The sequence below is a fragment of the Oceanisphaera marina genome (genome assembly GCF_014643915.1).
Taxonomy (GTDB): Bacteria; Pseudomonadota; Gammaproteobacteria; order Enterobacterales; family Aeromonadaceae; genus Oceanimonas; species Oceanimonas marina.
This window is the reverse complement of record NZ_BMKE01000010.1, coordinates 94,378-118,861: the sequence shown is the minus strand read 5'-3', so window position 1 is coordinate 118,861 and position 24,484 is coordinate 94,378. Positions and strand designations below refer to the sequence as shown.

At 52.4% G+C, this 24,484-nt stretch carries 19 protein-coding genes, 4 tRNA genes and 1 riboswitch; of the genes, 12 read left to right on the top strand and 11 right to left on the bottom strand.

The window, feature by feature from the left end:
- The first annotated feature begins 458 nt into the window (after window positions 1-458).
- From IEW52_RS07985 to IEW52_RS07965, 5 genes are all read left to right on the top strand, one after another.
- Window positions 459-534 (top strand) — tRNA-Asn (locus IEW52_RS07985).
- 21 nt (window positions 535-555) lie between these two features.
- Window positions 556-631: transfer RNA gene (locus IEW52_RS07980), tRNA-Asn, on the top strand.
- A 36-nt stretch (window positions 632-667) separates the two neighbouring features.
- A tRNA-Asn gene (locus tag IEW52_RS07975) sits at window positions 668-743 on the top strand.
- Window positions 744-779: 36 nt separating this feature from the next.
- A tRNA-Asn gene (locus tag IEW52_RS07970) sits at window positions 780-855 on the top strand.
- Window positions 856-973: 118 nt separating this feature from the next.
- On the top strand, window positions 974-2,791 hold the full coding sequence (locus tag IEW52_RS07965; protein ID WP_188629535.1) for an EAL domain-containing protein: 1,818 nt from the start codon (window positions 974-976) through the stop codon (window positions 2,789-2,791).
- Here the strand turns inward: IEW52_RS07965 and IEW52_RS07960 are convergent.
- Entirely contained in the window at window positions 2,772-3,266 is a 495-nt protein-coding gene (locus tag IEW52_RS07960) for a hypothetical protein (protein WP_188629534.1), read from the bottom strand. The genes IEW52_RS07965 and IEW52_RS07960 overlap by 20 nt on opposite strands.
- Window positions 3,267-3,421: 155 nt before the next feature.
- On the opposite strand from IEW52_RS07960, the gene IEW52_RS07955 reads away from it, so the two are divergent.
- Window positions 3,422-3,814, top strand: coding sequence for a MerR family transcriptional regulator (locus tag IEW52_RS07955; RefSeq protein WP_188629533.1), 393 nt, complete (start codon window positions 3,422-3,424; stop codon window positions 3,812-3,814).
- 120 nt (window positions 3,815-3,934) lie between these two features.
- On the opposite strand, the gene aroA is transcribed toward IEW52_RS07955, so the two are convergent.
- The 4 genes from aroA to gyrA all read right to left on the bottom strand — a co-directional run bounded on the left by aroA (window position 3,935) and on the right by gyrA (window position 10,762).
- Window positions 3,935-5,215 carry a 3-phosphoshikimate 1-carboxyvinyltransferase gene (aroA, locus tag IEW52_RS07950; RefSeq protein ID WP_188629532.1) on the bottom strand — a complete coding sequence of 427 codons (1,281 nt, stop codon included), beginning with the start codon at window positions 5,213-5,215 and terminating at the stop codon, window positions 3,935-3,937.
- Window positions 5,216-5,306: 91 nt separating this feature from the next.
- Entirely contained in the window at window positions 5,307-6,407 is a 1,101-nt protein-coding gene (gene hisC / locus IEW52_RS07945; RefSeq protein WP_188629531.1) for a histidinol-phosphate transaminase, read from the bottom strand.
- A gap of 280 nt (window positions 6,408-6,687) precedes the next feature.
- The gene (gene serC, locus IEW52_RS07940; protein WP_188629530.1) at window positions 6,688-7,776 is read right to left on the bottom strand and encodes a 3-phosphoserine/phosphohydroxythreonine transaminase; all 1,089 of its coding nucleotides are present in this window, start codon (window positions 7,774-7,776) and stop codon (window positions 6,688-6,690) included.
- A gap of 223 nt (window positions 7,777-7,999) precedes the next feature.
- A complete protein-coding gene (gene gyrA, locus IEW52_RS07935; protein WP_188629529.1) occupies window positions 8,000-10,762 on the bottom strand; it encodes a DNA topoisomerase (ATP-hydrolyzing) subunit A in 2,763 nt (920 codons plus the stop codon).
- Between the two features lie 159 nt (window positions 10,763-10,921).
- Here gyrA and ubiG point away from each other — a divergent pair, with 159 nt between their 5' ends.
- The 5 genes from ubiG to yfaE all read left to right on the top strand — a co-directional run bounded on the left by ubiG (window position 10,922) and on the right by yfaE (window position 16,369).
- Window positions 10,922-11,620 carry a bifunctional 2-polyprenyl-6-hydroxyphenol methylase/3-demethylubiquinol 3-O-methyltransferase UbiG gene (gene ubiG, locus IEW52_RS07930; RefSeq protein WP_188629528.1) on the top strand — a complete coding sequence of 233 codons (699 nt, stop codon included), beginning with the start codon at window positions 10,922-10,924 and terminating at the stop codon, window positions 11,618-11,620.
- A 3-nt stretch (window positions 11,621-11,623) separates the two neighbouring features.
- On the top strand, window positions 11,624-12,301 hold the full coding sequence (locus IEW52_RS07925; protein ID WP_188629527.1) for an HAD family hydrolase: 678 nt from the start codon (window positions 11,624-11,626) through the stop codon (window positions 12,299-12,301).
- Window positions 12,302-12,645: 344 nt separating this feature from the next.
- On the top strand, window positions 12,646-14,919 hold the full coding sequence (nrdA, locus tag IEW52_RS07920) for a class 1a ribonucleoside-diphosphate reductase subunit alpha (RefSeq protein ID WP_188629526.1): 2,274 nt from the start codon (window positions 12,646-12,648) through the stop codon (window positions 14,917-14,919).
- 47 nt (window positions 14,920-14,966) lie between these two features.
- Entirely contained in the window at window positions 14,967-16,100 is a 1,134-nt protein-coding gene (gene nrdB, locus IEW52_RS07915; protein ID WP_188629525.1) for a class Ia ribonucleoside-diphosphate reductase subunit beta, read from the top strand.
- Entirely contained in the window at window positions 16,097-16,369 is a 273-nt protein-coding gene (yfaE, locus tag IEW52_RS07910) for a class I ribonucleotide reductase maintenance protein YfaE (RefSeq protein ID WP_188629524.1), read from the top strand. Before nrdB ends, yfaE begins: the two co-directional genes overlap by 4 nt.
- Window positions 16,370-16,511: 142 nt before the next feature.
- Here yfaE and IEW52_RS07905 read toward each other — a convergent pair whose 3' ends face one another.
- The 3 genes from IEW52_RS07905 to IEW52_RS07895 all read right to left on the bottom strand — a co-directional run bounded on the left by IEW52_RS07905 (window position 16,512) and on the right by IEW52_RS07895 (window position 17,403).
- Window positions 16,512-16,895 carry a DUF4112 domain-containing protein gene (locus IEW52_RS07905; RefSeq protein WP_188629523.1) on the bottom strand — a complete coding sequence of 128 codons (384 nt, stop codon included), beginning with the start codon at window positions 16,893-16,895 and terminating at the stop codon, window positions 16,512-16,514.
- Window positions 16,896-16,905: 10 nt separating this feature from the next.
- Window positions 16,906-17,064 carry a YqaE/Pmp3 family membrane protein gene (locus IEW52_RS07900; RefSeq protein ID WP_188629522.1) on the bottom strand — a complete coding sequence of 53 codons (159 nt, stop codon included), beginning with the start codon at window positions 17,062-17,064 and terminating at the stop codon, window positions 16,906-16,908.
- A gap of 78 nt (window positions 17,065-17,142) precedes the next feature.
- Window positions 17,143-17,403, bottom strand: coding sequence for a DUF1496 domain-containing protein (locus tag IEW52_RS07895; RefSeq protein ID WP_229667852.1), 261 nt, complete (start codon window positions 17,401-17,403; stop codon window positions 17,143-17,145).
- A gap of 62 nt (window positions 17,404-17,465) precedes the next feature.
- On the opposite strand from IEW52_RS07895, the gene IEW52_RS07890 reads away from it, so the two are divergent.
- Window positions 17,466-19,817 (top strand): fatty acid cis/trans isomerase, encoded by a 2,352-nt coding sequence (locus IEW52_RS07890; RefSeq protein ID WP_188629521.1) that lies wholly within the window; start codon window positions 17,466-17,468, stop codon window positions 19,815-19,817.
- A gap of 612 nt (window positions 19,818-20,429) precedes the next feature.
- Here the strand turns inward: IEW52_RS07890 and IEW52_RS07885 are convergent.
- From IEW52_RS07885 to guaA, 3 genes are all read right to left on the bottom strand, one after another.
- On the bottom strand, window positions 20,430-20,882 hold the full coding sequence (locus IEW52_RS07885) for a DUF302 domain-containing protein (protein WP_188629520.1): 453 nt from the start codon (window positions 20,880-20,882) through the stop codon (window positions 20,430-20,432).
- A gap of 176 nt (window positions 20,883-21,058) precedes the next feature.
- Window positions 21,059-22,318: a D-amino acid dehydrogenase gene (locus tag IEW52_RS07880; protein WP_229667851.1), complete on the bottom strand. Its 1,260-nt coding sequence runs from the start codon at window positions 22,316-22,318 to the stop codon at window positions 21,059-21,061.
- Window positions 22,319-22,388: 70 nt separating this feature from the next.
- Window positions 22,389-22,501, bottom strand: a riboswitch (glycine riboswitch).
- 356 nt (window positions 22,502-22,857) lie between these two features.
- On the bottom strand, window positions 22,858-24,435 hold the full coding sequence (gene guaA / locus IEW52_RS07875) for a glutamine-hydrolyzing GMP synthase (protein WP_188629519.1): 1,578 nt from the start codon (window positions 24,433-24,435) through the stop codon (window positions 22,858-22,860).
- Window positions 24,436-24,484 lie beyond the last annotated feature (49 nt).

Here is a 24,484-nt window from a genome sequence, read left to right as displayed (position 1 = left end):
CGCAGCTTTATTTCCTGGAGAAAAGATCAGCTACTGACTGAAGTTTCAATGTTGCTAAAGGGAGTAGGAAGTGAATTCCACATACGTTATACGTGATTGCTTAAAAAGATAAAACGCTTACCATGTGCTACCGCAAGCTTGATTGCGGTACAGCCTGATCACTCGCAAGTGTGTGCCCCTGCTCTCTTTTCAAACCGGGCTGGACCAACACCAAAAAACCTTGCTCAGCATTCTTGCCTCGTTATCTGCCTTACCCAGCCGCGAACAGACCCTTTCCTCCTTATTTCAGCCATATTTTACGGGCAACTTTCTCTTGCCTCTCACCGCCTGCTGCAGATTTCACCCGTTATTGAACACTCTTGCAGCAAACAGACTGATTTCGCTGACAAAGTGATTTTCAGTGTTGACAGCTTACAGGGCAGCCCTTAATATTCGCCTCGCATTCAAGCAATGCCGATTCCCCCTTAGTTCAGTTGGTAGAACGCCGGACTGTTAATCCGTATGTCGCTGGTTCAAGTCCAGCAGGGGGAGCCAGTTTGAAGTAACAAGTTTTGTTCCCCTTTAGTTCAGTTGGTAGAACGCCGGACTGTTAATCCGTATGTCGCTGGTTCAAGTCCAGCAAGGGGAGCCAATTTCTACCTGGAAACAGGTAACCTTTTAAAATTGTTCCCCCTTAGTTCAGTTGGTAGAACGCCGGACTGTTAATCCGTATGTCGCTGGTTCAAGTCCAGCAGGGGGAGCCAATTTCTACCTGGAAACAGGTAACCTTTTAAAATTGTTCCCCCTTAGTTCAGTTGGTAGAACGCCGGACTGTTAATCCGTATGTCGCTGGTTCAAGTCCAGCAGGGGGAGCCAATTTTCTTGCCTTCTTGAGCTTCCTGGCTCAGTATAAGTCCCGTTTTAATGTATCTCGGCTATCTCTTTAGCTACTCCCTATTGTTTTAAATGCCCAGATTTAACAAGGATTGTGACTATGCGGGAAACGCGCCCCTTTGGTCAGGCTCTACTGTTGTCCGGTTTTACCCTGCTATTACTAAGCATCATTCTGCCCTGGTGGGTTAGTTATAACATGCTGGAACAACAAGTCGAACGTATAGACAACCAGCTTCCCCATATTGTGGCGACCCAACCAGAAGCTCTGCTGCTGGCCGGCATTGCCGAGTTGTCTAGCGAACGTCCGCTTTCAAACCACAGTCACGCCTGGTGGTTTGGCAAGCCTGCGGCCAATCAGCAACACTCCCTTGAACAGGCACCGGTATTTTATCGACTCGATACTCGGGCTGCCACTCGACAATGGGGGCTGATATCTATCCCCTTGGCGGTGCTTACGCTTATCCTGTTTGCTGTTTTTTATCGACGCTGGCATCAGTATGAGCTGCATCAGCGGCGTTATTTACAGGCTGTGTTACTCGATGCAGATAATGCCGAACCCGGGCGCTATCACCCTGTTGCACAAGACATTATCAAACTGCATCAAAGCCACAGCCATCAGCTGGAAAAAATACAGCAACAGCTTAGCAGCGCGCAAGAGCAAAGCTACCAGGATAGCCTGACCCATCTTGGCAACCGCTTTGCCTTTCGTCGTGATCTGTCACTGTTCCTCAACGAGGAAAATCAGCTGGCAACCGCCACCCTGATGATAGTGCGCGCCAGTGCACTCGCGGATATCAACACTCGGGACGGCTTTCAGGCCGGCGATCAATATCTGCAAGATATCGTCAAGCTGGTACGCAAAGCCATTCAGTCCGAGCTGGGAGCCCACGCTTATCGTATCAGCGGCACCGATATTGCCGTACTCACCAAGGGGCAATGTGAACCTCTTGCTCAACAACTCGGTCCCCTGTTGAATCAAGAGCTGCATCACTATCAGCATGTGCATGAACTCGGCTGTGCTGCCTATATCGGATTTACCCAATTATTACCCGGCCAATTAGCCGAGCAAGTACTGATCAGAGCCGACCTGGCGCTGGCACAGGCACAACGCGAAGAGCCTAACAGCTGGAGTATGGTAATAAAGCAGAATGACGATGAAAACATGGGTGAAAGCCAGTGGCGTCAACGTCTGCAAAGCATGCTGGCCAACAATCATATTTTATTGCAGGTTCAGCCTGCACAAGTTTATAAATCGGCCATGCTTGGCTACAACGAAATTTATACTCGCTTTCCTAATGACAAGGGTGGCACCTATCAGGCCGGCACCGTCTTTGCGATGTTGCAGCGCCTGGGAATGTCGATGCTGTTTGAACAAAAAATAATCGACATGATCTTGCAGCAGATAGAGAGCAAGCCATTATCCGCCCAGCGTTGGGCCATTAACCTCACTCCTGCCAGCTTGCAACAAAGCTCTTTCTTGATCTGGCTGGAACGCGTCTTGATGCGCAACCGGGAAATCACGTCAAAACTGGTCTTCGAGCTGGATGAGCAGGTACTGCAACACCAGTTGGTTGCAGGTAAACGGCTGCTTGATTTGATCCGTCGCTGTGGTGCACGTTTTGCCGTCAGCCGATTTGGTCATGGCTATGGCTCGTTTCGGCTGTTAAAAGAAATCAAACCGGATTACGTTAAACTCGACGGCCAGCTGGTCAGACAATTGCAACAAGACAGCAGTAACCAGCAGTTTGTACGCATGATAGTGGATCTGGCTCAACGCCTGGGCAGTTATGTGATTGCCGAGGGCGTCGAAACCCTGGAACAAAAACAACTGCTGGAGTCGATGCACATCGATGGTGTACAAGGCTACCTGATAGCCAAACCCAGCGACTTTGATAGCTTCACTGGCCTGATGACTTAAGACGGATCAGCTGATTTATCAGCTCGCCCAAATGGCGGTAGCGCTTGAGTTCGTCGGGGTTATAGCGCGTCGACATACTGGCCGAGCTGTGTCTGTGCTTGAGATAGCGCATGATTTGCAAACGGTTGAAGCCGCCAATTCGATAAACGAGTTCCAGCAGCTCTTTAACCTGATCGGAATCCAGCCCACAGAGCGCTCCGTAGTCCGCGTCCAGCGGACTGTAAATGTGCACTTCTGTTTCAGCAATACTCCCTGCCTCCTGCAGATATTCCAGCCATTGTTCAACATACATGGGCTTGGTGCCGGACAACAGCTCAAAAAAACCCTGCCCGGAACGACACTCAGACAGCAGTATCACCGCAAGTCGATCACTGTCACATATAAAGGTCGTGGCGCCCTGCTCACCCCAGTCGAGTGCCTGCAGACGGATTTCGGCCTGTCCGCCTTGTGAACCTCGCACCTTGAAAATAAACACGCTCGCTCTCCTGTTATGACTCAGGTCAACAGACTCTGAAGCTTATCTTGTCTTAATCTCCAGCATGGGTCAAAAGCGGACTTCACAGCTCCCGCTTATGGGTGTAAGGTTGAGCCCAAATTGTTCCCGTTGCTAGAGAGTTAGGAGTCATCGTCATGCCCAATAAGGAAGTGACCTATAGTATTTCTGAGTTGGCCCATGAATTTGAGATCACTCCCCGCACCTTGCGTCACTACGAAGAGTTAGGGTTACTGACTCCCAAACGCAAAGGTAATGCGCGTATCTACAGCCATAAAGACAGGTTTCGATTAGCGCTGACCATCAGGGGCAAGCGACTGGGCTTCAGCCTGGCAGAAATGCGCGAGCTGTTCGAACTCTATGATGCCGAACACCGCTCGCGGCCTCAATTACACTCTATGGTCGCCATGATTGCCGAAAAACGGGCCAGCCTGCGCCAGCAGCAAGAGGATATTGCCAAGGTATTGGCCGAGCTGGACGCTGCAGACATCATGGCCCGCGACACGCTGGAAAAAATTAAACACCACTAAATATAGCTGAAAGCCATAAGCTGTCAGCGATCAGCTGTTCGGGCTGAGTGAAAAATGAAGGGGAAATGCCTGATCTGGGCATTTCCCCTTCACCGTTTACTCTTCACTCTTCACCCATTGTCAGCAGCTAATGCTGGCCAGTTTTTCAAAGTAGTCAGGAAAGGTCTTGGACGTACACTTGGGATCCAGGATCACCACTGGAGTATCGCTTAACGCCACCAGCGAGAAACACATGGCAATACGATGATCATTATAGGTGGCAATCTCGGCCTCTTGTAATTGCGCCGCCGGCGTCACCACCAGATAATCTTCGCCCTCTTCCACTTCCACGCCCAGTTTGGCCAATTCGGTTGCCATGGCATACAGACGATCGGTTTCCTTTACCCGCCAGTTGTAAATATTGCGAATACGGGTCGTACCATTGGCAAACAAGGCCGTGGTGGCAATGGTCATGGCCGCATCGGGAATATGGTTCATGTCCATATCGACGGCCTGCAATGGTGCCACATGCTCCGCCTCGATAAAGTCTTCACCCCAGGTAATTTTGGCACCCATGGCTTGCAGCACATCGGCAAACCGAATATCGCCCTGAATGCTGTTACGACCGATGCCCGTCACTTTTACCTTGCCTTTGATGGCGCCGGCCGCCAGAAAATACGACGCCGAAGAAGCATCGCCTTCTACCAAAAACTGGCCTGGCGACACATAGGTCTGGTTGCCCTTGATGTAAAAGGTCTGGTAGTTGTCGTGCTCCAGCTCAACGCCAAACTGACTCATGGTGTGCAGGGTAATATCGATATAAGGCTTTGAAACCAGCTCGCCCTTGATGTGCACCCGAGTATCGCCAGACGCCATGGGGGCGGCCATCAGCAAAGCCGTTAAAAACTGGCTGGAAACCGAGCCATCTATATGGACATCTCCGCCCCACAGCCCTTTGCCATTGATAAACACCGGTGGATACCCATCGGTTTTGAGATAGCTCACATCGGCACCGGCTTCGCGCAGGGCTTCTACCAGGTGACCGATGGGGCGCTCCCACATCCGAGGCTCGCCGGTCAGGGTAAACTCCCCCGTTCCCAGACACAGGGCGGCGCACAAGGGGCGCATGGCCGTGCCGGCATTACCCAAAAACAGTGACACCGGCTCGGCGGCACTGAACGCACGGCCCAGGCCGTGAACCACGCACTCGGTTTTATCGTCCGACAGCTCGTATTGCACGCCCAGCGTCTTGAGTGCATCCAGCATGTAGCGAATATCATCGCTGTCGAGCAGGTTGGTCAGGCGCGTCGTACCCTGAGCCTGGGCGGCCAGCAGCAGCGCCCGATTAGAGAGCGACTTGGAGCCAGGCAGATTGACAGTGCCCTCCACCCGGGCAATAGGAGATAATTTAAGGCTTTCCATAACATTCCTAGTAAGGATAAACAAACTGAGCTGCCTAGACGTTAACAGGGCCGAGGCATCTGGGCAAGCTCATGGCCTTACACCAACGGCTTTATGCCAGTATCTTGGCCAAAGCGTCCATACAGCGCTGGTTTTCATGCTCAAGGCCGATACTGATGCGCAAACAGGTTGGCAAACCATATCCCGCAATAGGCCTTACTATAACGCCTTCACGCAGCAAGGCCTCATAAACAGGCGCCGCATTGCGCTGCAGATCCAGGGTGATAAAATTCCCCCGAGAGGTCACGTAGCGTAACCCCAACTGTTCAAAGAAGGTCTCGTAACGTGCCATTTCACGCCGGTTAAGCTCAACCACTTCAGACAGATAAGCCTCATCATTCAATGCCGCTTCGGCCGCTGCCAGGCCCAGGCTGTTGCAGTTGAACGGTTCGCGAACCCGATTCAGCACACTGATCAGCTCAGGATGCGCCACCATGTAACCCACCCGTAATCCGGCCAGCCCATAGGCCTTGGAAAAGGTACGCGACACAATCAGGTTGGGATATTGCGCCAGCCAGTCGATGGACGGATGACGCTCATCTTCGGCCACATATTCGGTATAGGCTTCATCCAGGATCACCAACACCTGCCTGGGCACCTTGGCCAAAAACGCGGCCAGCTCGGCCTTGGTCAAAAAGGTGCCGGTCGGATTATTGGGATTGGTAATGCATACCAGCTTGGTCTGGTCGGTAATGGCCGCCGCCATGGCATCCAGATCATGCCCGAAATCTTTGGCCGGTATTTCTACCGCCTGAGCGCCGTGGGCCTGAGTGGCCATGGCATACACGATAAAGGTGTATTGAGAAAACACCACCTGTTGCTGTGCCGCCACAAAGGTGTGAAAGACCAGATCGATCAGTTCGTTAGAGCCATTACCCAACACCAGCTGATCGGTGTTGACGCCCAGCTTGCCGGCCAGCGCCGACTTCAGCGCAAAGCCATTGGCATCGGGATAACGCGCCAGCTCAGGTAAAGACCGCTCAATGGCCGCCCTGGCCTTGGGACTCAAGCCCAGAGGATTTTCGTTCGAGGCCAGCTTGACGCTGTTACTGATGCCAAGCTCACGTTCCAGCTCTGCTACCGGCTTGCCCGGCTGATAGGGGTGTAACTTCTCTACCCCGGCATTGGCCAGGGCTAAATAATCGAGACTCACAATAGCTCCTTAAAATTCTTTAAGACAAGGTGAAGAGTAAAGGAAATAGTGAAGGGTGAAACATAACCGATGCCAGACCTTAAAAACCAACGTCTCTATCGGTCACGTAATCCACGAAACCACACGAAAAAATCAAGACCAAAGGATGTGGCCTTAAAACGGTCGAATGAATTCGACCCTACCACAGGCTTACTTCTGTCCTTTCCCAAGCAAGGGGGGTGGTGCTTGTCGTTCTCTTCACCCTTTACCCTTCACACACTCTTATGGCTTAGCGCTGTATTCAAGCGTGTTGCTTGGCAAACTTGTCCATAAAGTCTACCAACGCCTGTACCCCTTCAATGGGCATGGCGTTATACACACTGGCGCGCATGCCACCGACAATGCGGTGTCCTTTCAGCGCCAGCAAGCCTTCAGCCTTGGCTTGAGCCAGGAAGGCTTCGTTCAGGCTTTCGTCTGTCAGCTGAAACGGAATATTCATCCAGGAACGCGCATCGGGATGTACATTGTTGCTATAGAAGTTGCTGGCATCCACGTAGCTGTACAGCAGCTCGGCCTTGGCTTTATTACGCTTACCCATAGCCTCCAGACCGCCTTCACGCTTTAACCACTTGAAGACCAAACCGGCCAGATACCAGGCATAGGTCGGGGGGGTATTCAACATGGAGTCGGACTTGGCCATGGCCGCATAATCCATAATGGCAGGGGTTTGCGGGCAGGCCTGATTCAGCAAGTCTTCACGCACTATGACCACCGCCAGACCGGAAGGCCCGATGTTTTTCTGCGCACCAGCATAAATAAGACCAAACTTGGTCACATCAATCGGGCGCGATAAAATCGTCGAGGACATATCGGCAATCAGAGGGACATCTCCGGTATCGGGTACAAAGGAATACTCCACGCCCTCTACGGTTTCATTGGTACAGTAATGAACATACGCCGCTTGCGGGTCCAGATCCCACTCACTGGCCAGCGCTCGCGGACCCTGCTCCGATGCCGCAGCAAAGCCGTCCAGTACTCTTACCGTGCCTACTTTTTCTGCTTCTGCAATGGCAGACTGAGACCACTGGCCGGTCACGATATAATCTGCCTTGGCATTTTTACCCATCAGGTTAAATGCCAGCGCCGCAAACTGGCCTCGGCCACCGCCTTGCAAAAACAATACCTTGTAGTTGTCCGGGATCTGCATCAAATCGCGCAGGTCTTGCTCGGCCTGGGCGGCAACGGCAATATAATCGCTGCTGCGGTGGCTCAGCTCCATGACCGACACACCCAGGTCATTAAAGTTACAAAACTCGGCCTGCGCCTGCTGCATGACTTCAACCGGCAGCATAGCCGGACCAGCACTGAAGTTATAAACCATCTTCTTCATTTCCCTGCGTTACCCTGTCTGCTAAAAAATCGATAACACGCCTGCCGAGTACGAGTGACCGGCATCGATGTCCCTGAAATGTACAACTCATATCACCATAGTGGTTGGGGTTCATGATGATATGATCGTTTTACACCGCCAGGTGGCTAAATCAAAGGGATTTTATCGCCCGCATGCCAGATGAACAAAAGGGGCCACCAGGGCCCCTTGTTATCAGCTGCGATTACTGTTCCTGTTCCGGATCCTGCTGCTCATTGTCGCTGCTGTCGCCGTCTTGCTCGTCGGCGTCAACATCGGTTTGCGCAATGGCGGCATCCCCTTCTTCGCTATCCAGTAGTTCGTCTTCTTCTTCCGGCTCTTCAATGCGCTGCAAGCCCACTACCTGTTCGTCTTCTCCGGTACGGATCAAACGTACACCGGCGGTGTTACGGCCAATGAGGCTCACTTCCAGCACACGAGTTCTTACCAGAATTCCGCCATTGGTAATCAGCATGATCTCGTGGCTTTCGTCGACCTGAATCGCGCCCACCACGGCACCGTTACGCTCGCCCACTTTAATGGACAGCACGCCCATGGTGCCACGACTGCGGGTTGGGTATTCTTCCAGTGCCGTACGCTTGCCATAACCGTTGGCGGTTACCGTAAGAATCGGACCTTCGCCACGCGGGATAATCAAGGACACCACTTTATCGTTCGCGCCCAGGCGAATACCCCGTACGCCGGCCGCAGTACGGCCCATGGGGCGTACACCTTTAAACGGCTTGCTTTCGCCGGCGTCGGACTCTTCGGCCTCGGCCACGTCAACGGCTTCACCTTCGATGGCGTCAGCGTCATTGGCTTCAACATCATCATGGCCGCTGCCTTCGGCAAAGCGCACTACCTTGCCAGCATCAGAGAACAACATGATCTCGTTGCTGCCGTCGGTAATATCCACCCCGATCAACTCATCGCCTTCACGCAAGTTGATGGCACGAATGCCCGATGCCAGAGGACGACGGAAGGCCGACAGGCTGGTCTTCTTCACGGTGCCATCGGCAGTGGCAAAGAACACGTACTTGTCGTCGCTGTATTCCTGCACCGGCAAAATGGCGGTAATGCGCTCGTCTGCCTCCAGCGGCAGCAGGTTGACGATGGGTCGGCCGCGAGCAGCACGGCTGGCTTCGGGTAACTGGTAAACCTTGAGCCAGTACACCTTGCCGGCGGTCGAGAAGCACAAGATGGTGTCGTGGGTATTGGCCACCAGCAACCGCTCGACGAAGTCTTCTTCTTTCATCTTGGTGGCGGACTTGCCGCGGCCACCACGGCGTTGAGCTTCGTAGTCGGTCAGGGGTTGGTATTTCACATAGCCCTGATGGGACAAGGTCACCACTACGTCTTCCTGGGTGATCAAATCTTCGATGTTGATCTCGGAACTGGAGTTGGTGATCTCGGTGCGGCGAGCATCACCGTACTGGGTCTTGACCAGTTCCAGCTCTTCTCGGATCACTTCCATCAGGCGTTCCGGATTGTTCAGAATATAAAGCAGCTCGGCAATCAAGGTGAGCAGGTTTTGATATTCTTCCAGAATCTTTTCGTGCTCAAGACCGGTCAGGCGATGCAGACGCAAGTCCAGAATCGCCTGGGCCTGTTGTTCGGTCAGGTGATACAAGCCATCACGAATACCAAACTCCGGCTCCAGCCATTCAGGACGCGCGGCATCATCACCGGCCTGCTCCAGCATGCTGGCCACGTTGCCCAGATCCCAGCCTTGACTGATCAGGCCGATTTTTGCTTCGGCGGCGGTAGGCGAACGGCGGATCAACTCGATAATAGGGTCGATATTGGCCAGCGCAATCGCCAGACCTTCCAGGATGTGGGCGCGGTCACGGGCCTTGCGCAGTTCAAAGATGGTGCGGCGCGTCACCACTTCACGTCTGTGCTGAATAAAGCACTTCAGCATGTCTTTCAGGTTGAAGATGCGCGGCTGATTGTTATCCAGCGCCACCATATTGATGCCGAATACGTTTTGCATCTGGGTTTGTGAATAGAGGTTATTCAAAATCACCTCACCCACTTCACCGCGGCGCACTTCAATCACGATGCGCATGCCGTCTTTATCAGACTCATCGCGCAGGGCAGTAATGCCTTCGATGCGCTTTTCTTTTACCAGATCGGCGATTTTTTCAATCAAGCGCGCCTTGTTCACCTGGTACGGCAACTCGGACACGATAATGGTTTCACGACCGGTTTTTTCATCGGTTTGCACTTCGGCCACGGCACGAACATAGATCTTGCCACGACCGGTACGGTACGCATCTATGATGCCGGACTTGCCGTTGATGATACCGCCGGTAGGAAAATCCGGGCCCGGGATCAGCTCAATCAGTTGATCGATGGTGATGCTTTCATCATCAATCAATGCCAGACAGCCATCGACCACTTCATTCAGGTTATGAGGTGGAATATTGGTGGCCATGCCCACGGCAATACCGGATGAACCATTCACCAGCAGATTGGGCACCTTGGTCGGCATCACCGCCGGGATCATCTCGGTGCCGTCGTAGTTGGGCACCCAGTCGACGGTTTCTTTGTCTAAATCGGCCAGTAGTTCGTGGGAGATTTTATCCATGCGAATTTCGGTATAACGCATGGCAGCGGCGGAATCGCCATCTACCGAGCCGAAGTTACCCTGGCCATCGACCAGGGTGTAACGCATCGAAAATTCCTGCGCCATACGCACAATAGTGTCATAAACGGCACTGTCTCCGTGCGGGTGATACTTACCAATTACGTCACCCACCACACGGGCCGATTTTTTGTAGGGCTTGTTCCAGTCGTTGCCAAGTTCATTCATGGCGAACAGCACGCGGCGGTGCACTGGTTTCAAACCATCTCGTACATCGGGCAGAGCACGTCCTACGATTACGCTCATGGCGTAATCCAGATAGGAGCGTTTTAGCTCATCCTCAATGTTTATCGGCATGATTTCTCGGGCCAGATCGGTCATAGCAAGTCTTGTCCCCAGTTTATTGTTGATATCGCAATAAAAAACGCATCATTCTACCATACAAATACGCTCAGGGAGCACTGAAGCTGGCAGTGAATATCTGCTTGGCTATAATGGCCACTCTCACTTTTCATTTAATTATCTATAAAGGCGCTGTCCGTGAATGTAGACCAACAGGAAATCGAGAAATTTGACGCCATGGCCTCCCGCTGGTGGGACTTAGACGGCGACTTTAAACCCTTGCACCGGCTCAACCCGTTGCGCCTTGGCTGGATTGCCGATAAAGCGGACGGCCTGTTTGGCAAACAGATTATCGACATCGGCTGTGGTGGCGGCATTTTAAGTGAAAGCATGGCCCGCGACGGAGCCGATGTGACGGGCGTCGACATGGGCCGCGAACCCTTGGCAGTGGCGCGCCTGCATGCACTGGAAACCGGCGTGAGCGTCAATTACCGTCAGGGCACCGCAGAACAGGTCGCCGACGAGCAGCCTGGCCAGTTTGACGTGGTCACCTGCATGGAAATGCTCGAACACGTGCCCAGCCCCGCCTCTGTGGTACAGGCCTGTGCCAATCTGGCCAAACCGGGTGCCACCCTGGTGTTTTCTACCATCAACCGTAATCCCAGAGCCTGGCTGATGATGATAGCGGCGGCCGAGCACGTTTTTAAAATGGTGCCCAAAGGCACTCACGACCACAAGAAATTCATCACCCCTGCCGAGCTGTGCCGCTATATAGAACAGGCCGGCCTGGTAGTAAAAGACATCAGCGGGGTGGTGTATCAGCCATTAACCGGCGATTTCAAGCTCAGCTCGGACGCCGACGTTAACTATATGGTGCATGCCATCAAACCGGAGTAAGTCATGACCTTTCAAGCCGTGTTGTTTGATCTGGATGGCACCCTGCTGGATACCGCAGGCGACATGGGCGCTGCCGCCAACCACGTGATTGCCAGTCTGGGCTTGCCGGCACTGTCCGAGGCGGTACTGCAATGCACCACCTCGGATGGCTCTTATGCCCTGCTTAGGGCCGGTATTCATGCCGAATTAATCGAGCAACACGGTTTGGAGCAGTTACGTCAGCAGATGCTGGGCTTTTACGGCGCCAATTTGTGCCATCACACCCGGCCTTACGATGGCGTGCCGGCGTTGCTGGAGTGGCTCAATGTTAGTGGTATTCCCTGGGGCATAGTAACCAATAAACCGGCGGCGCTTACCCTGCCCCTGCTCGCAGAGTTACCCCTGTTTGCGCGCTGCGGGGTCACAGTGAGTGCCGATACCCTGGCGCAAAAGAAGCCCCACCCCGCCCCCTTGCTGTTTGCCGCCGAGCAATTGGCGGTGTCGCCACAGCATTGTGTGTACATTGGCGATCATAAACGCGATATAGAAGCAGGCCGAGCTGCCGGCATGACCACGGTGGCCGCAAAGTGGGGGTATATCTCGGCAGGAGAAGAGCCCGGGCAGTGGCAGGCAGACCACCAAATCGATTCTGTTTTTAGCTTGTTTGCTTGGCTAAAAGACACAATTGAGGCTAACCGCTGAAAGAACCAACAAGATCGCCAATTCCCCTTTTTTGCAAGGCAAATATTTTTAAAAATGTTTAATGCCGTGCAGAAAAACGGCACCGCTTCGCTAACGCCAGACCGCCAAAGGGATAAGCGTTAGCGAGTACAAACCTATCGCCTGCTAATCACAGATTATCCACAGTTCCAAGGCTTGGCACCGCCTTGAGAATTCCGACGCAACACACTATATTGTGCCGTTAATCCATTACGACAACTACATGTTGTGCTTCCTTCGGCAATCTACCACACTATATAGGATGGTAGCTGGCATAAGCACGTTTGACCGAAGTCGATGCAACACCACGGGAGAAGGTCTGTTTCATGAATAAAAATCTGCTGGTTACCAAGCGTTCTGGCGCTAAGGAACATCTTGATCTGGATAAGATTCACCGCGTTATCGACTGGGCAGCCGAAGGCCTGGATAACGTGTCTGTGTCCCAGGTTGAGTTGCGTTCACACATCCAGTTTTATGAAGGTATCCGCACCGAAGACATTCATGAAACCATCATCAAGGCTGCCGCCGATCTGATCTCGGAAGACACGCCAGACTATCAGTATCTGGCCGCCCGTCTTGCCGTGTTCCATTTGCGTAAAAAAGCCTACGGCCGTTTTACGCCGCCGCATCTTTACGACCATGTGGCGCGCCTGACCGAGCTTGGCAAATACGATCAGCACATACTGGCCGACTATAGCCGTGACGAATTTGATGCGCTGAACGACTATATAGTGCATGACCGCGATCTGACCTTCTCTTACGCCGCCGTCAAGCAGCTTGAAGGCAAATACCTGGTACAAAACCGGGTAAACGGCGACATATATGAAAGCCCGCAGTTTTTGTACATGCTGGTAGCGGCTTGCCTGTTCTCCAAATATCCGAAAGACACCCGTCTCGATTACGTGACCCGCTTCTATGACGCCGTGTCTCAGTTCAAGGTGTCTTTGCCCACGCCGATTATGGCCGGCGTACGTACTCCTACCCGCCAGTTCAGCTCTTGCGTACTGATCGAGTGCGGCGACAGCCTGGATTCCATTAACGCCACCTCCAGCGCCATCGTGCGCTATGTGTCCCAGCGTGCCGGCATCGGCATCAACGCCGGCCGCATTCGTGCCCTGGGTAGCCCCATCCGTGGCGGTGAAGCGTTTCATACCGGTTGCATCCCGTTTTACAAGCACTTTCAAACTGCCGTTAAATGCTGCTCTCAGGGCGGCGTGCGCGGCGGTGCGGCGACCTTGTTCTACCCGATGTGGCACCTGGAAGTGGAATCACTGCTGGTATTGAAAAACAACCGGGGCGTAGAAGAAAACCGCGTGCGGCACATGGACTATGGCGTGCAAATCAACCGCCTGATGTACCAGCGCCTGATCAAGGGTGGCGACATTACTTTGTTCTCGCCTTCAGACGTGCCCGGCCTGTACGACGCCTTCTTTGAAGATCAGGCCAAGTTTGAAGAGCTGTACGTCAAGTACGAACAGGACGACAGCATTCGCAAGCGCACCGTCAAAGCACTGGAACTGTTCTCGCTGATGATGCAAGAACGAGCCGGCACCGGTCGTATCTATATTCAGCACGTGGATCACTGCAACACCCACAGCCCGTTTGACCCAAGCGTGGCACCGGTACGCCAGAGCAACCTGTGCCTGGAAATTGCGCTGCCGACCAAGCCGTTAACCGATGTTAACGATGATCAGGGTGAAATTGCACTTTGCACCTTGTCGGCCTTTAACCTGGGCGCCATCAAGGAGTTGAGCGAGCTGGAAGAGCTGGCCGAGCTGGCCGTGCGCGCCCTCGATGCCCTGCTCGACTATCAGGATTACCCCTTGCTGGCCGCGCAAAATGGCTCCATGAACCGTCGTACGCTGGGTATCGGTGTGATCAACTATGCCTATTATCTGGCCAAAAACGGCGTGAAATACTCCGACGGCAGCGCTTTGGGTCTGACTCACAAGACCTTTGAAGCCATTCAGTATTACCTGTTGAAAGCCTCGGTGAAGCTGGCAGAAGAATTTGGCCCCTGTCCGGCCTTTGGCGATACCACTTATGCCCAGGGTATACTGCCCATCGATACCTACAAAAAGGATCTGGATGCCTTGTGCCAGGAGCCGCTGCACCTGGATTGGGAAAGCCTGCGTGAGCAAATCAAGACCGTGGGCCTGCGTAACAGCACCCTGACGGCCCTGATGCCTTCCGAAACGTCCAGCCAGATTTCCAATGCCACCAATGGCATTGAGCCACCTCGTGGCCTGGTCTCGGTGAAAGCTTCTAAAGACGGCATTCTGAAGCAGGTCGTGCCCGAGTATGCCGAGCTGAAGGATCAATACGAACTGTTGTGGAAAATGCCTTCCAACGACGGTTATTTACAGCTGGTAGGCATTATGCAGAAGTTTGTCGACCAGGCGATCTCTGCCAATACCAACTACGATCCTTCGCGCTTCGACGGTGGCCGAGTGCCCATGAAGCAGCTGCTGAAAGACTTGCTCACCGCCTATAAGTTTGGCCTTAAAACGCTGTATTACCATAACACTCGTGATGGTGCGGCAGACGCGCAAAACGATATGCAAGAAGACGATTGTGCCGGTGGCGCCTGCAAAATATAACCAATGATGGCGAGGGCTTCCCTCGCCCTTATGCGTGGAATAGATAAATGTCTTACACAACTTTCAGTCAAGTTCAGAACGACCACATGAAAGAGCCCATGTTTCTTGGCAACTCGGTCAACGTGGCGCGTTATGATCAACAAAAATACGATATCTTCGAAAAGCTGATCGAAAAACAGCTGTCTTTTTTCTGGCGCCCGGAAGAAGTGGATGTATCTCAGGATCGCATCGACTATCAGGCACTGCCGGATCATGAAAAGCACATTTTTATCAGCAACCTCAAATACCAGACGCTGCTCGACTCCATTCAGGGCCGTAGCCCCAACGTAGCGCTGCTGCCTTTGGTATCGATCCCCGAGCTGGAAACCTGGATTGAAACCTGGGCGTTTTCCGAAACCATTCACTCGCGCTCTTACACCCACATTATTCGTAATATCGTGAATAACCCGGGTACCGTGTTCGACGATATCGTCGATAACGAAGAAATCCTCAAGCGCGCGAGCGATATTGCCGGCTATTATGACGAGCTGATCCGCTATACCAACCTCTATCACCTGCACGGTGAAGGCGAGCTCGAATATCAGGGCCAGGCCCTGAACATCAGCCGCTATGAGTTAAAGAAAAAACTCTATCTGTGCTTGATGAGCGTTAACGTACTGGAAGCGATTCGCTTCTACGTCAGCTTTGCCTGTTCATTTGCCTTTGCCGAGCGCGAGCTGATGGAAGGGAACGCTAAAATCATCAAGCTGATTGCCCGTGACGAAGCCCTGCACCTGACCGGCACTCAGCACATGCTGAATATTCTACGCAGCGGGGACGATGATCCCGAAATGGCGCAAATTGCCAAAGAGTGCGAGCAGCAGTGTTTTGAGCTGTTCCGCGATGCGGCCATTCAGGAAAAACAGTGGGCAGAATATCTGTTTAAAGACGGCTCCATGATCGGCCTGAACAAAGACATTCTGTGCCAGTACGTGGAATACATCACCAACCTGCGTATGCAGGCCATTGGCCTGACTCCCGCCTTTGAAAAGGCCAAGCAAAATCCCATTCCGTGGATTAATGCCTGGTTGTCATCGGACAATGTACAGGTGGCACCGCAAGAAGTGGAAGTCAGCTCGTATCTGGTCGGCCAAATCGATTCTCAAATGAATCATGACGACCTGGGTGATTTCGAGCTGTGAGCCGAGTGTGTACCCAGGCATTAAGCTTTGAACTTCGAGCAGGAGAAACCCTGCTCGAAGGGCTGGAGCGCACCGGGCACGCCGTTGAATATCAGTGTCGCAGTGGATACTGCGGCGCCTGCCGCACCACAATTCTGAGCGGAGAAGTCCGTTATCAGAGCACCCCGCTCGCCTTTGTTGCCACCGGCGACATTCTTCCCTGCTGCTGTCGCCCGCAAGGCGATGTGGTGCTTGAGGTTGATGCCGAACTGATAAAGAAGCAGGCTTGACGCCGTAAGGCGTGAAGGGTGAAGGGTGAAGGGTGAAGGGTGAAGGGTGAAGGGTGAATTCATCCTATACAAAAAGGGACGGATGGGTAAACACAGGTTCAGGTTGGGTAACCTGTCCCCTTCACCATTATTCCCTCACTCTTCACGTGTTTTTGCTTAAATACTCATTCAGTATGCGCATGTTGCGCAAATTGGCCTTGAAGGCAAAATCAAAAATATCTCCGACGATGGGGATGACGCCCACCACCAGCTCGATCAATACATTCATTGCCATGCGCGCCAAGAGCCGAAATGGCAGCTTCAAGCGCGCCGCCTCTACGACGAGGTAAGACGATAAAGCCGTTCCCACCAGATCACCTATGCCGGGAACCAGGCCGATAATGCCATCCAGTCCAATTCTAAAGCCTCCGGGTAATCGAATGGCGCTGTCCAGCAGCCATGCCAAACGATCCAGTCGCTTACTGGCAGAAGCATGTTGAGCGCTGGCTGTTTTGGCACTCAAGGTTTGGCACTCGATGTTTTGCATGCACTGTGAATCACTTTTTGGCAATCACCCACACCGCATGCACAATACCGGGAATATAACCCAGCAAGGTCAGCAAAATATTGATCCAGAAGTGCTTGCTCAGCCCTACCTGCATAAAGACCCCCAACGGCGGCAACAGGATGGCGATAATGATACGAATAAAGTCCATGGCGTGCTCCTTTTAACACTGATGCTTATAACGTTAGCAGAAAATAGAGCGATTAAACGTCATGTTAACGTGCACGCGTCAGGATTTATCCGATGGCACCAAAGGAAAACGCTGCCAGCTTAAACGGCCATTCAGCTCAAAGGATTTTTCTCGCTCGCACACAAACAATTGCTTGCCCATTTCAATCACCGAGCCTTTTGAATAACGCTGATCGGCATAAAAACATACCGGCTCACTCCCGGCATTTACATTCAGCTCCAATGCTGGCTGTGTACTCATGGTGGTCGCCACCACCGCCGTTGAACACATCAGCAAACATCCAACCAAAACTCTCATCATGATACTCTCCCTCTTTACCTGGAATGGTAACACCCTCTTGCTCTCATAAAACAAGGCATGTTATGAAAAAACGCTATTGGCTGATATGGGCTCTCGCCTTCATCTCTCGGCTCCTGCTCATCCCCGCCCATGCAGCTGATGCTACCGCCAACACCGGCGGCCAGACGATCGACTATCAGCGCGATATCAAACCTGTTTTTGAACAGAAATGCATTGCCTGCCATGCCTGTTACGACTCCCCCTGCCAGCTCAAGCTATCCAGCAATGAAGGTGTGCTGCGGGGTGCCAGCAAGGCGCCCGTTTATGATGGTGCTCGCACCAAAGATGCCGAGCCCAGTCGCTTGCATGTGGACGCTTATGGCGAGGCTGAATGGCGCCAGCACGGTTTTTTCAGTGTACTCGAGCGCAAGGACGATAAAGCCGCCGTCATGATGCGCATGCTGGCATTGGGCCAGCAAACAACATGGGGAAACAACGAACGGCTACCGGATGAACTGGATCTCTCTCTTAACCGTGCCAATCAATGCAGCCAGCCGGATGAATTTGATAACTTTGCCCGCCAGCATCCGCAAGCCGGCATGCCTTATGCCGTAACCGGATTAACCGACCAGGAATATCACACCGTAAGTAACTGGATAGCCCAGGGTGCCTCTGTGCCCGAACAAACCGTGACCTTGTCGCCGGCACTGCAAACAACAGTCAATCAATGGGAAAGCTGGCTAAACCGCGATAGTGATCGTTATCGGCTGGTGGCTCGCTATCTCTACGAGCACTGGTTTTTAGCGCATCTGTATTTCAGTGATCAAGATACCAACGAACAGACGGTGTTTTTTGAGCTGGTACGCTCTCGTACTCCAGCCGGACTCCCCGTTGACGTTATCGCGACCACCAGACCGACGGATGATCCTGAGGGAGTTTTCTATTATCGGTTACGGCCACGGCTGGACAGCCGGGTACACAAAACCCATATCATCTACCCGCTGAATAGTGACAAGCTGCAGCGACTGAATCAGCTGTTTTTTGCCGATGACTGGACCATTAAAAAAATGCCCAGTTACGACACCGACTATGCCGCCAATCCGTTTTTTACATATAACGCCATTCCTGCCCGTACTCGCTATCAATTTTTACTGGATGACGCCGAATACTTTGTACGCTCATTTATACGCGGCCCGGTTTGCCGCGGGCAGATTGCCACCGATGTGATCCGCGATCAGTTCTGGGTGGCATTTCAGGCACCAGAGCACGATCTCTTTGTGACCGATGCCAGCCATCAAACCCAGGTCAGAGACTGGCTTACCCTGCCCGGCCTGGATTCCGATCTGCTTAGCCTGGGCCCGGACTGGGTTTCTTATCGCAGTGATCGCAACAACTACTTGCAACATCGTCAACTTGCCTATGCCAAGCGTTACCCACAGGGTCCGGATCTTGATCATCTATGGGATGGAGAAGGTCATAACCATCAGGCTTTGCTCACGGTATTTCGCCATCATGACAGCGCAAGCGTAATCAAGGGCTGGCAAGGCGACAGCCCATCCACCATGTGGGTGATGGATTATCCACTGCTGGAACGCACCTATTACACGCTGGTTGCCAACTTCAATGTCTATGGCAGCGTCTCGCACCAGGCGAAAACCCGACTCTATTTCGATCTTATTCGCAACGGTGCCGAGGCCAACTTACTGCGCTTTTTGCCCGCAGAGCAACGCAACCCGTTATTGCATCGCTGGTATGACAACAGTGCCCGCATCAAGCTTTTTACCAGCTACGCCGATGTGGATGAAACAACGCCCAGCCAAATCAAGGTAAACCCAGGGCAACCGCTTGCCGACTTCAGCCAACAGGTGCTGGCTGCCTTGACTCCGGTTGCCGGCCCTGATGATATTCTCAATCGTTGTCGACAAACCGGTTGTTCAAGCAACAATAACGAAGGTGAAACGGCTCCGTCAGAAGATGCCGCTATCTATCAGCTAAAGCGGCTGACTGGCGTCACGGCAAGTCAGCTGCCCGCCATCAAATGGTTGCCGGAAGTCACCTTGCTGCGCATAGAAAATGGCGAGCAGCGCCAGGTTTACAGCCTGATCCATAATCGGGACCACAGTAACGTTGCCTTTCTGTTGGGGGAGAGCCTGCGCCTGCGCCCAGACAATGACACCTTGACCGTATTGCCCGGGGTAGTCGGCAGTTACCCTAACTTCATCTTCAACGTAAAACAGCAACAATTGCCCGACTTCATGACCGCCTTGATTACGCTGCAAGAGCCTGAAGATATTCATGGGCTGGCAGATCAATTTGGTATTCGTCGTACTCATCCAGACTTCTGGTTTTATTTTCATGACATGCATCATTACCTGCAGGAAACAACACCGTTGGAAGCAGGTTTACTGGACATGAATCGCTATCTAAATTTATAAATTAACCGTGTAAATAACCGTTAAATCTCCCCCCAAGCCAAAGAGTTGCTTTCCTCTGGAGCTTGGGCTAGGGTATTTGCACTGCTTTGAAATAACTTGCACGGGTTACTTTTTACATAAGAGCACGGTTTGTAGAGAGGGTGTATGCATATTTATCAACTCCCTTCTTTACCACCCTCTCTTTTTATCCATATTTATCTGCGAAATTTTTATTTTTCGGCCAATGTTCATCTTTGTTTCTGTTTCTTGTGTATAGCGATAAGGAGATGCAATCTTGAAGTATTTACCTGCCGTGACCTGATTTAAACTGCCCCCAGTTTAAATGAATGAAAAAGTCGACTATGTAAGCCAGAAAGAAAAGAAAACGGCACTTTTCCGATGGTGGTTCATTAAGGAGCTTGATCATGAGTAAGGAAAAAGTAAAAAAGAAAGCAGAAAAATCACTGAAAGAAAAACGTCAGGAAAAACGCGACAAGCGCAAGAATAGCGAATAAGCAAGTAGCGGTGCAACGCCACTACGGGAGCAGGCACAAGAGCCAGTGCCTGATTCGGATACAGACAAGATAATCAGTACCTCATATTGGGCGCCTCTAGGCGCCCTTTTTAATGAGTTTACTTTTTGGCTACAGATTGAGCGATGCTGGCCAGCGCCTTTGCTACGGTCGCCAGCTCTTGCTCACATCCCTTGATGTCGTGTCTTTGTACCAGGTAATCCGGGTCATTATAAGACACCCACACCTTGCCATCGGCCGCTTGCCACATCAGCATTTTTTGTGGCAAATCGATGCCCACACTCTGCTGGCACTGCATCAGCGGGCTACCTACCCTGGGGTTACCAAAGACGATAAGCTCTGTATCCCTCAGTTTGATATCAACCTGTTCCGCTGCCTGCCCGTGATTAATGCGGTTAAACACCGTCATGCCTTTTTCTTTCAGGGTCGTTTCTATCCGATTTGCCGTTTCTGTCACCGTATACGCACTTTCAATATCGATCATGCCATCGGCCGCCTGTGACGATGTCGCCACCAGCAGCGTTAACCAGACAGTAAAAAGTATGGCTCTCATCGACTTCTCCTTAAATGGAACAACACGCACAGTAAGAGTAACAATGCTGTATTGAGTCTAGACGTTCAAGGCGCTCAAACATTAAAAACCATGAATACGCGCCGTGTATAAAAAATGCCAGTCAGCTTCACTGACTGGCATTCTCCTTTAACGGCTATCGTTCGGTGCTGAGAACCTTAGCTCACCACCGCCATCGTCAAGCTGCTGCTTCTGGTTTCATCACGTACCCCCGCCATCACGCTTGCTACCATATCAGCGGTGGCACCACTTAATGTCCATCCCAAATGGCCATGACCTGTATTGTAAAACACCTGTGGATGACGACCCCGGCCCACCTTAGGCATCATGTTCGGCATCATAGGTCTCAAGCCAGCCCACGGCACCACACTGCTGGTAGAAACATCAGGGAAGTGCCGGTTACACCACTTCACCAATGGGCGAATACGATCTTCGCGAATATTGCGATTATAGCCGTTAAACTCGGCCGTTCCTGCAATCCGAAAACGATCTTTGCCCAGGCGGCTGGTCACGATTTTCGTCTCGTCGTCCAGCAAGGAAATTAACGGCGCACTCTCCTGGCTCTGCTGGTCACGCAAGTTAACCGTAATTGAATACCCCTTCACCGGGTAGATATTGACTCGGTCACCCAGTTTACTCGCCAGTTTCCGACTCCCCACGCCCGCGCACACCACAACCGCATCAAAGTGGTTTGAGTTACCTTTATTGTCAGTCACCCGAACGCCCTTGCCTTCAATGCTGACGTCATCAAGCTCGGTTTCCATACAGAAGGTAACGCCGGCCTTGCGAATGGCTTCAGCCAGCCCAAAGGTAAAGTTGTGAATATCGCCCGTGCTATCACTGGGTGTCCAGAAGCCGCCAACAAAGCTACCTTGCAGGCGTGGCTCTTTTAGTTTGATATCGGCAGATGTGAGGGCATGGCGCTCTAATCCGCCTTTTTTCAGCAGTTTGGTGACTTCACAGGCGTGGTTAAAATCTTTTTGATTGGCATAAAAATGCATAATGCCACAATCGGAATGATCAAACCCAACCCCCCATGTTTGCCCCAGCGCCATCAGATGCTGACGCGCTTCAATGGCCAGGCGGGTGGTTTCAATGGTATTACGTTGGTAATCGGGAATGTGGCGCATAAATTCGAGCATCCAACTCAATTTATGCCAGCTTGGAGTGGGGTTAACCAGTAATGGCGCATCCGCCTGCAGCATCCATTTAATGCCTTTTAATACCGTGGACCAGGTGTTCCACACCTCGGCATTGGAGGCAGAAAGCTGGCCGCCATTGGCGAAACTGGTTTCCATGGCGGCATAACGCTGTCGGTCAAACACGGTGACCTCAAACCCCTGCTCAATCAACTTGGCGGCGGTGGTAATTCCGGTAATACCGGCACCTAAAACAGCAACCTTTTTCATCTCGGACATGAAAGTGCACTCTTTTTGTGCAGGCATGGCGCACCTTGTTTTAATGCAAAGTAATACGCAGCATTGCCTGACGTCCCCATCCGTCTTGGAGCCTGAGAGATTCACCAGCTCTATCCCTCGATAGATTGGTTTGCTCCTTCGGCGGGTCTAAAGTGCAACAGACCACTCTTCGGATATGTCTACAGCCACCGGTCCTTTTGCCTGAGAGTTTACGGGGCGGTTGCTCCTTCGGCGGCGCTGATACCTTGCGGTACTGGCTCAGCACTCTCTCCCGGCTGGCTTGAACACCCTACACATTAGATACAAAAAATTAACATCACAACACAATTATCTTGCCATTGAGCAACAAAGTATGACTTTGTGCTATTGATCTCCTTTTCTATGGGTTTTGTGAAAAAAGAATCTGGATTTCAGGCTTTATCTGTAACTGGTCGCTTAAACTCGACGGTGTACCGCTATCCGAAGGGATTTTTAGATATAAAAAGGGCGCTATTAAGCGCCCTCCTCATTTAGCAGTCTGCCCTATTCAGGCTGACAGTTTATTCCCACTCAATGGTAGCCGGTGGCTTGCCAGAGATGTCGTATACGACACGAGAAATACCGTCGATTTCGTTGATGATACGGTTGGATACATGCCCCAGGAAGTCATATGGCAGGTGTGCCCAATGCGCGGTCATGAAGTCGATGGTTTCTACCGCACGCAATGATACAACCCAGTCGTACTTGCGGGCATCACCCATGACGCCTACCGAACGGACCGGCAGGAACACGGTGAACGCCTGGCTGACCTTGTTGTACAGATCATAATTGTGCAGCTCTTCAATGAAGATGGCATCGGCACGACGCAGCAGGTCGCAATATTCCTTCTTCACTTCGCCCAATACGCGTACACCCAGACCTGGCCCAGGGAACGGGTGACGATACAGCATGTCGTAAGGCAGACCCAATTCCAGGCCCACACGGCGTACTTCGTCCTTGAACAGCTCTTTGAGCGGTTCAACCAGTCCCATTTCCATGTCATCCGGCAAGCCACCCACGTTGTGGTGTGACTTGATCACATGGGCTTTGCCGGTGGCAGAACCAGCAGATTCGATCACGTCGGGATAAATGGTGCCCTGTGCCAGCCATTTAACGTCTTTGATCTTGCCGGCTTCTTCGTCGAACACTTCGATAAAGACGCGACCGATGATCTTGCGCTTGGCTTCAGGATCATTTTCGCTGGCCATGGCGTCCAGAAAACGATGCTCGGCATTCACGTGTACTATGTTCAGGCCGAAGTGGTCGCCGAACATGTCCATTACCTGCTCGGCTTCGTTCAACCGCAACAGACCGTTATCTACAAAGACGCAGGTCAGCTGTGGGCCAATGGCACGGTGCAGCAGCATGGCGGTGACGGAAGAATCCACACCACCAGACAGACCCAACAGCACCTTGTCGCTGCCTACCTGTTCGCGAATACGCGCCACGGCGTCATCGATAATGGTGGCAGGCGTCCACAAGGCATCACAGGCACAGATAGTGCGAATGAAGTGCTCCAGCATGCGCGAACCCTGGCGGGTATGAGTCACTTCCGGGTGGAATTGCACACCGTAGAAATGACGGCTTTCGTCCGCCATGGCGGCAAACGGACAGCTGCCGGTTTGCGCCACTTTTTCAAAACCCTCGGGCAAGGCTACAACCTTGTCGCCATGGCTCATCCATACATCCAGCAACGGCTTGCCGTCGGCATCAATGGCATCTTCAATGTTGGCAAACAGGGCACAATCGGCCACTCGCTGTACCTGGGCATAACCGAACTCACGCTCGTTAGAACCCGCTACAGAGCCACCCAGCTGTTCGGCCATGGTCTGCATGCCGTAGCAAATACCAAACACCGGCACGCCCGCTTCAAACACATATTCAGGCGCGCGAGGGCTATTCGCCTCGGTGACTGACTCTGGGCCCCCAGACAAGATAATGCCATTTGGATTAAAGTCCCGGATTTGGGCTTCGGTTACGTCCCAAGCCCACAACTCACAATAAACGCCCAGCTCCCGAACACGGCGGGCAATCAGCTGGGTATATTGTGAGCCGAAATCCAGGATCAGGATCCGGTTATCATGAATATTTTTGGTCATCGTCTTCCTACTCGTTACAAGAACCGCCTGAGGGGGGAGCAGACGGCAA

Bases quoted from the DNA above. Each gene is read 5' to 3' on its own strand.
- IEW52_RS07965 (WP_188629535.1), top strand. From the start codon at position 974: ATGCGGGAAACGCGCCCCTTTGGTCAGGCTCTACTGTTGTCCGGTTTT.
- IEW52_RS07955 (WP_188629533.1), top strand. From the start codon at position 3,422: ATGCCCAATAAGGAAGTGACCTATAGTATTTCTGAGTTGGCCCATGAA.
- aroA (WP_188629532.1), bottom strand. From the start codon at position 5,215: ATGGAAAGCCTTAAATTATCTCCTATTGCCCGGGTGGAGGGCACTGTC.
- serC (WP_188629530.1), bottom strand. From the start codon at position 7,776: ATGAAGAAGATGGTTTATAACTTCAGTGCTGGTCCGGCTATGCTGCCG.
- gyrA (WP_188629529.1), bottom strand. From the start codon at position 10,762: ATGACCGATCTGGCCCGAGAAATCATGCCGATAAACATTGAGGATGAG.
- IEW52_RS07925 (WP_188629527.1), top strand. From the start codon at position 11,624: ATGACCTTTCAAGCCGTGTTGTTTGATCTGGATGGCACCCTGCTGGAT.
- nrdA (WP_188629526.1), top strand. From the start codon at position 12,646: ATGAATAAAAATCTGCTGGTTACCAAGCGTTCTGGCGCTAAGGAACAT.
- nrdB (WP_188629525.1), top strand. From the start codon at position 14,967: ATGTCTTACACAACTTTCAGTCAAGTTCAGAACGACCACATGAAAGAG.
- IEW52_RS07905 (WP_188629523.1), bottom strand. From the start codon at position 16,895: ATGCAAAACATCGAGTGCCAAACCTTGAGTGCCAAAACAGCCAGCGCT.
- IEW52_RS07900 (WP_188629522.1), bottom strand. From the start codon at position 17,064: ATGGACTTTATTCGTATCATTATCGCCATCCTGTTGCCGCCGTTGGGG.
- IEW52_RS07895 (WP_229667852.1), bottom strand. From the start codon at position 17,403: ATGATGAGAGTTTTGGTTGGATGTTTGCTGATGTGTTCAACGGCGGTG.
- IEW52_RS07890 (WP_188629521.1), top strand. From the start codon at position 17,466: ATGAAAAAACGCTATTGGCTGATATGGGCTCTCGCCTTCATCTCTCGG.
- IEW52_RS07885 (WP_188629520.1), bottom strand. From the start codon at position 20,882: ATGAGAGCCATACTTTTTACTGTCTGGTTAACGCTGCTGGTGGCGACA.
- IEW52_RS07880 (WP_229667851.1), bottom strand. From the start codon at position 22,318: ATGTCCGAGATGAAAAAGGTTGCTGTTTTAGGTGCCGGTATTACCGGA.
- guaA (WP_188629519.1), bottom strand. From the start codon at position 24,435: ATGACCAAAAATATTCATGATAACCGGATCCTGATCCTGGATTTCGGC.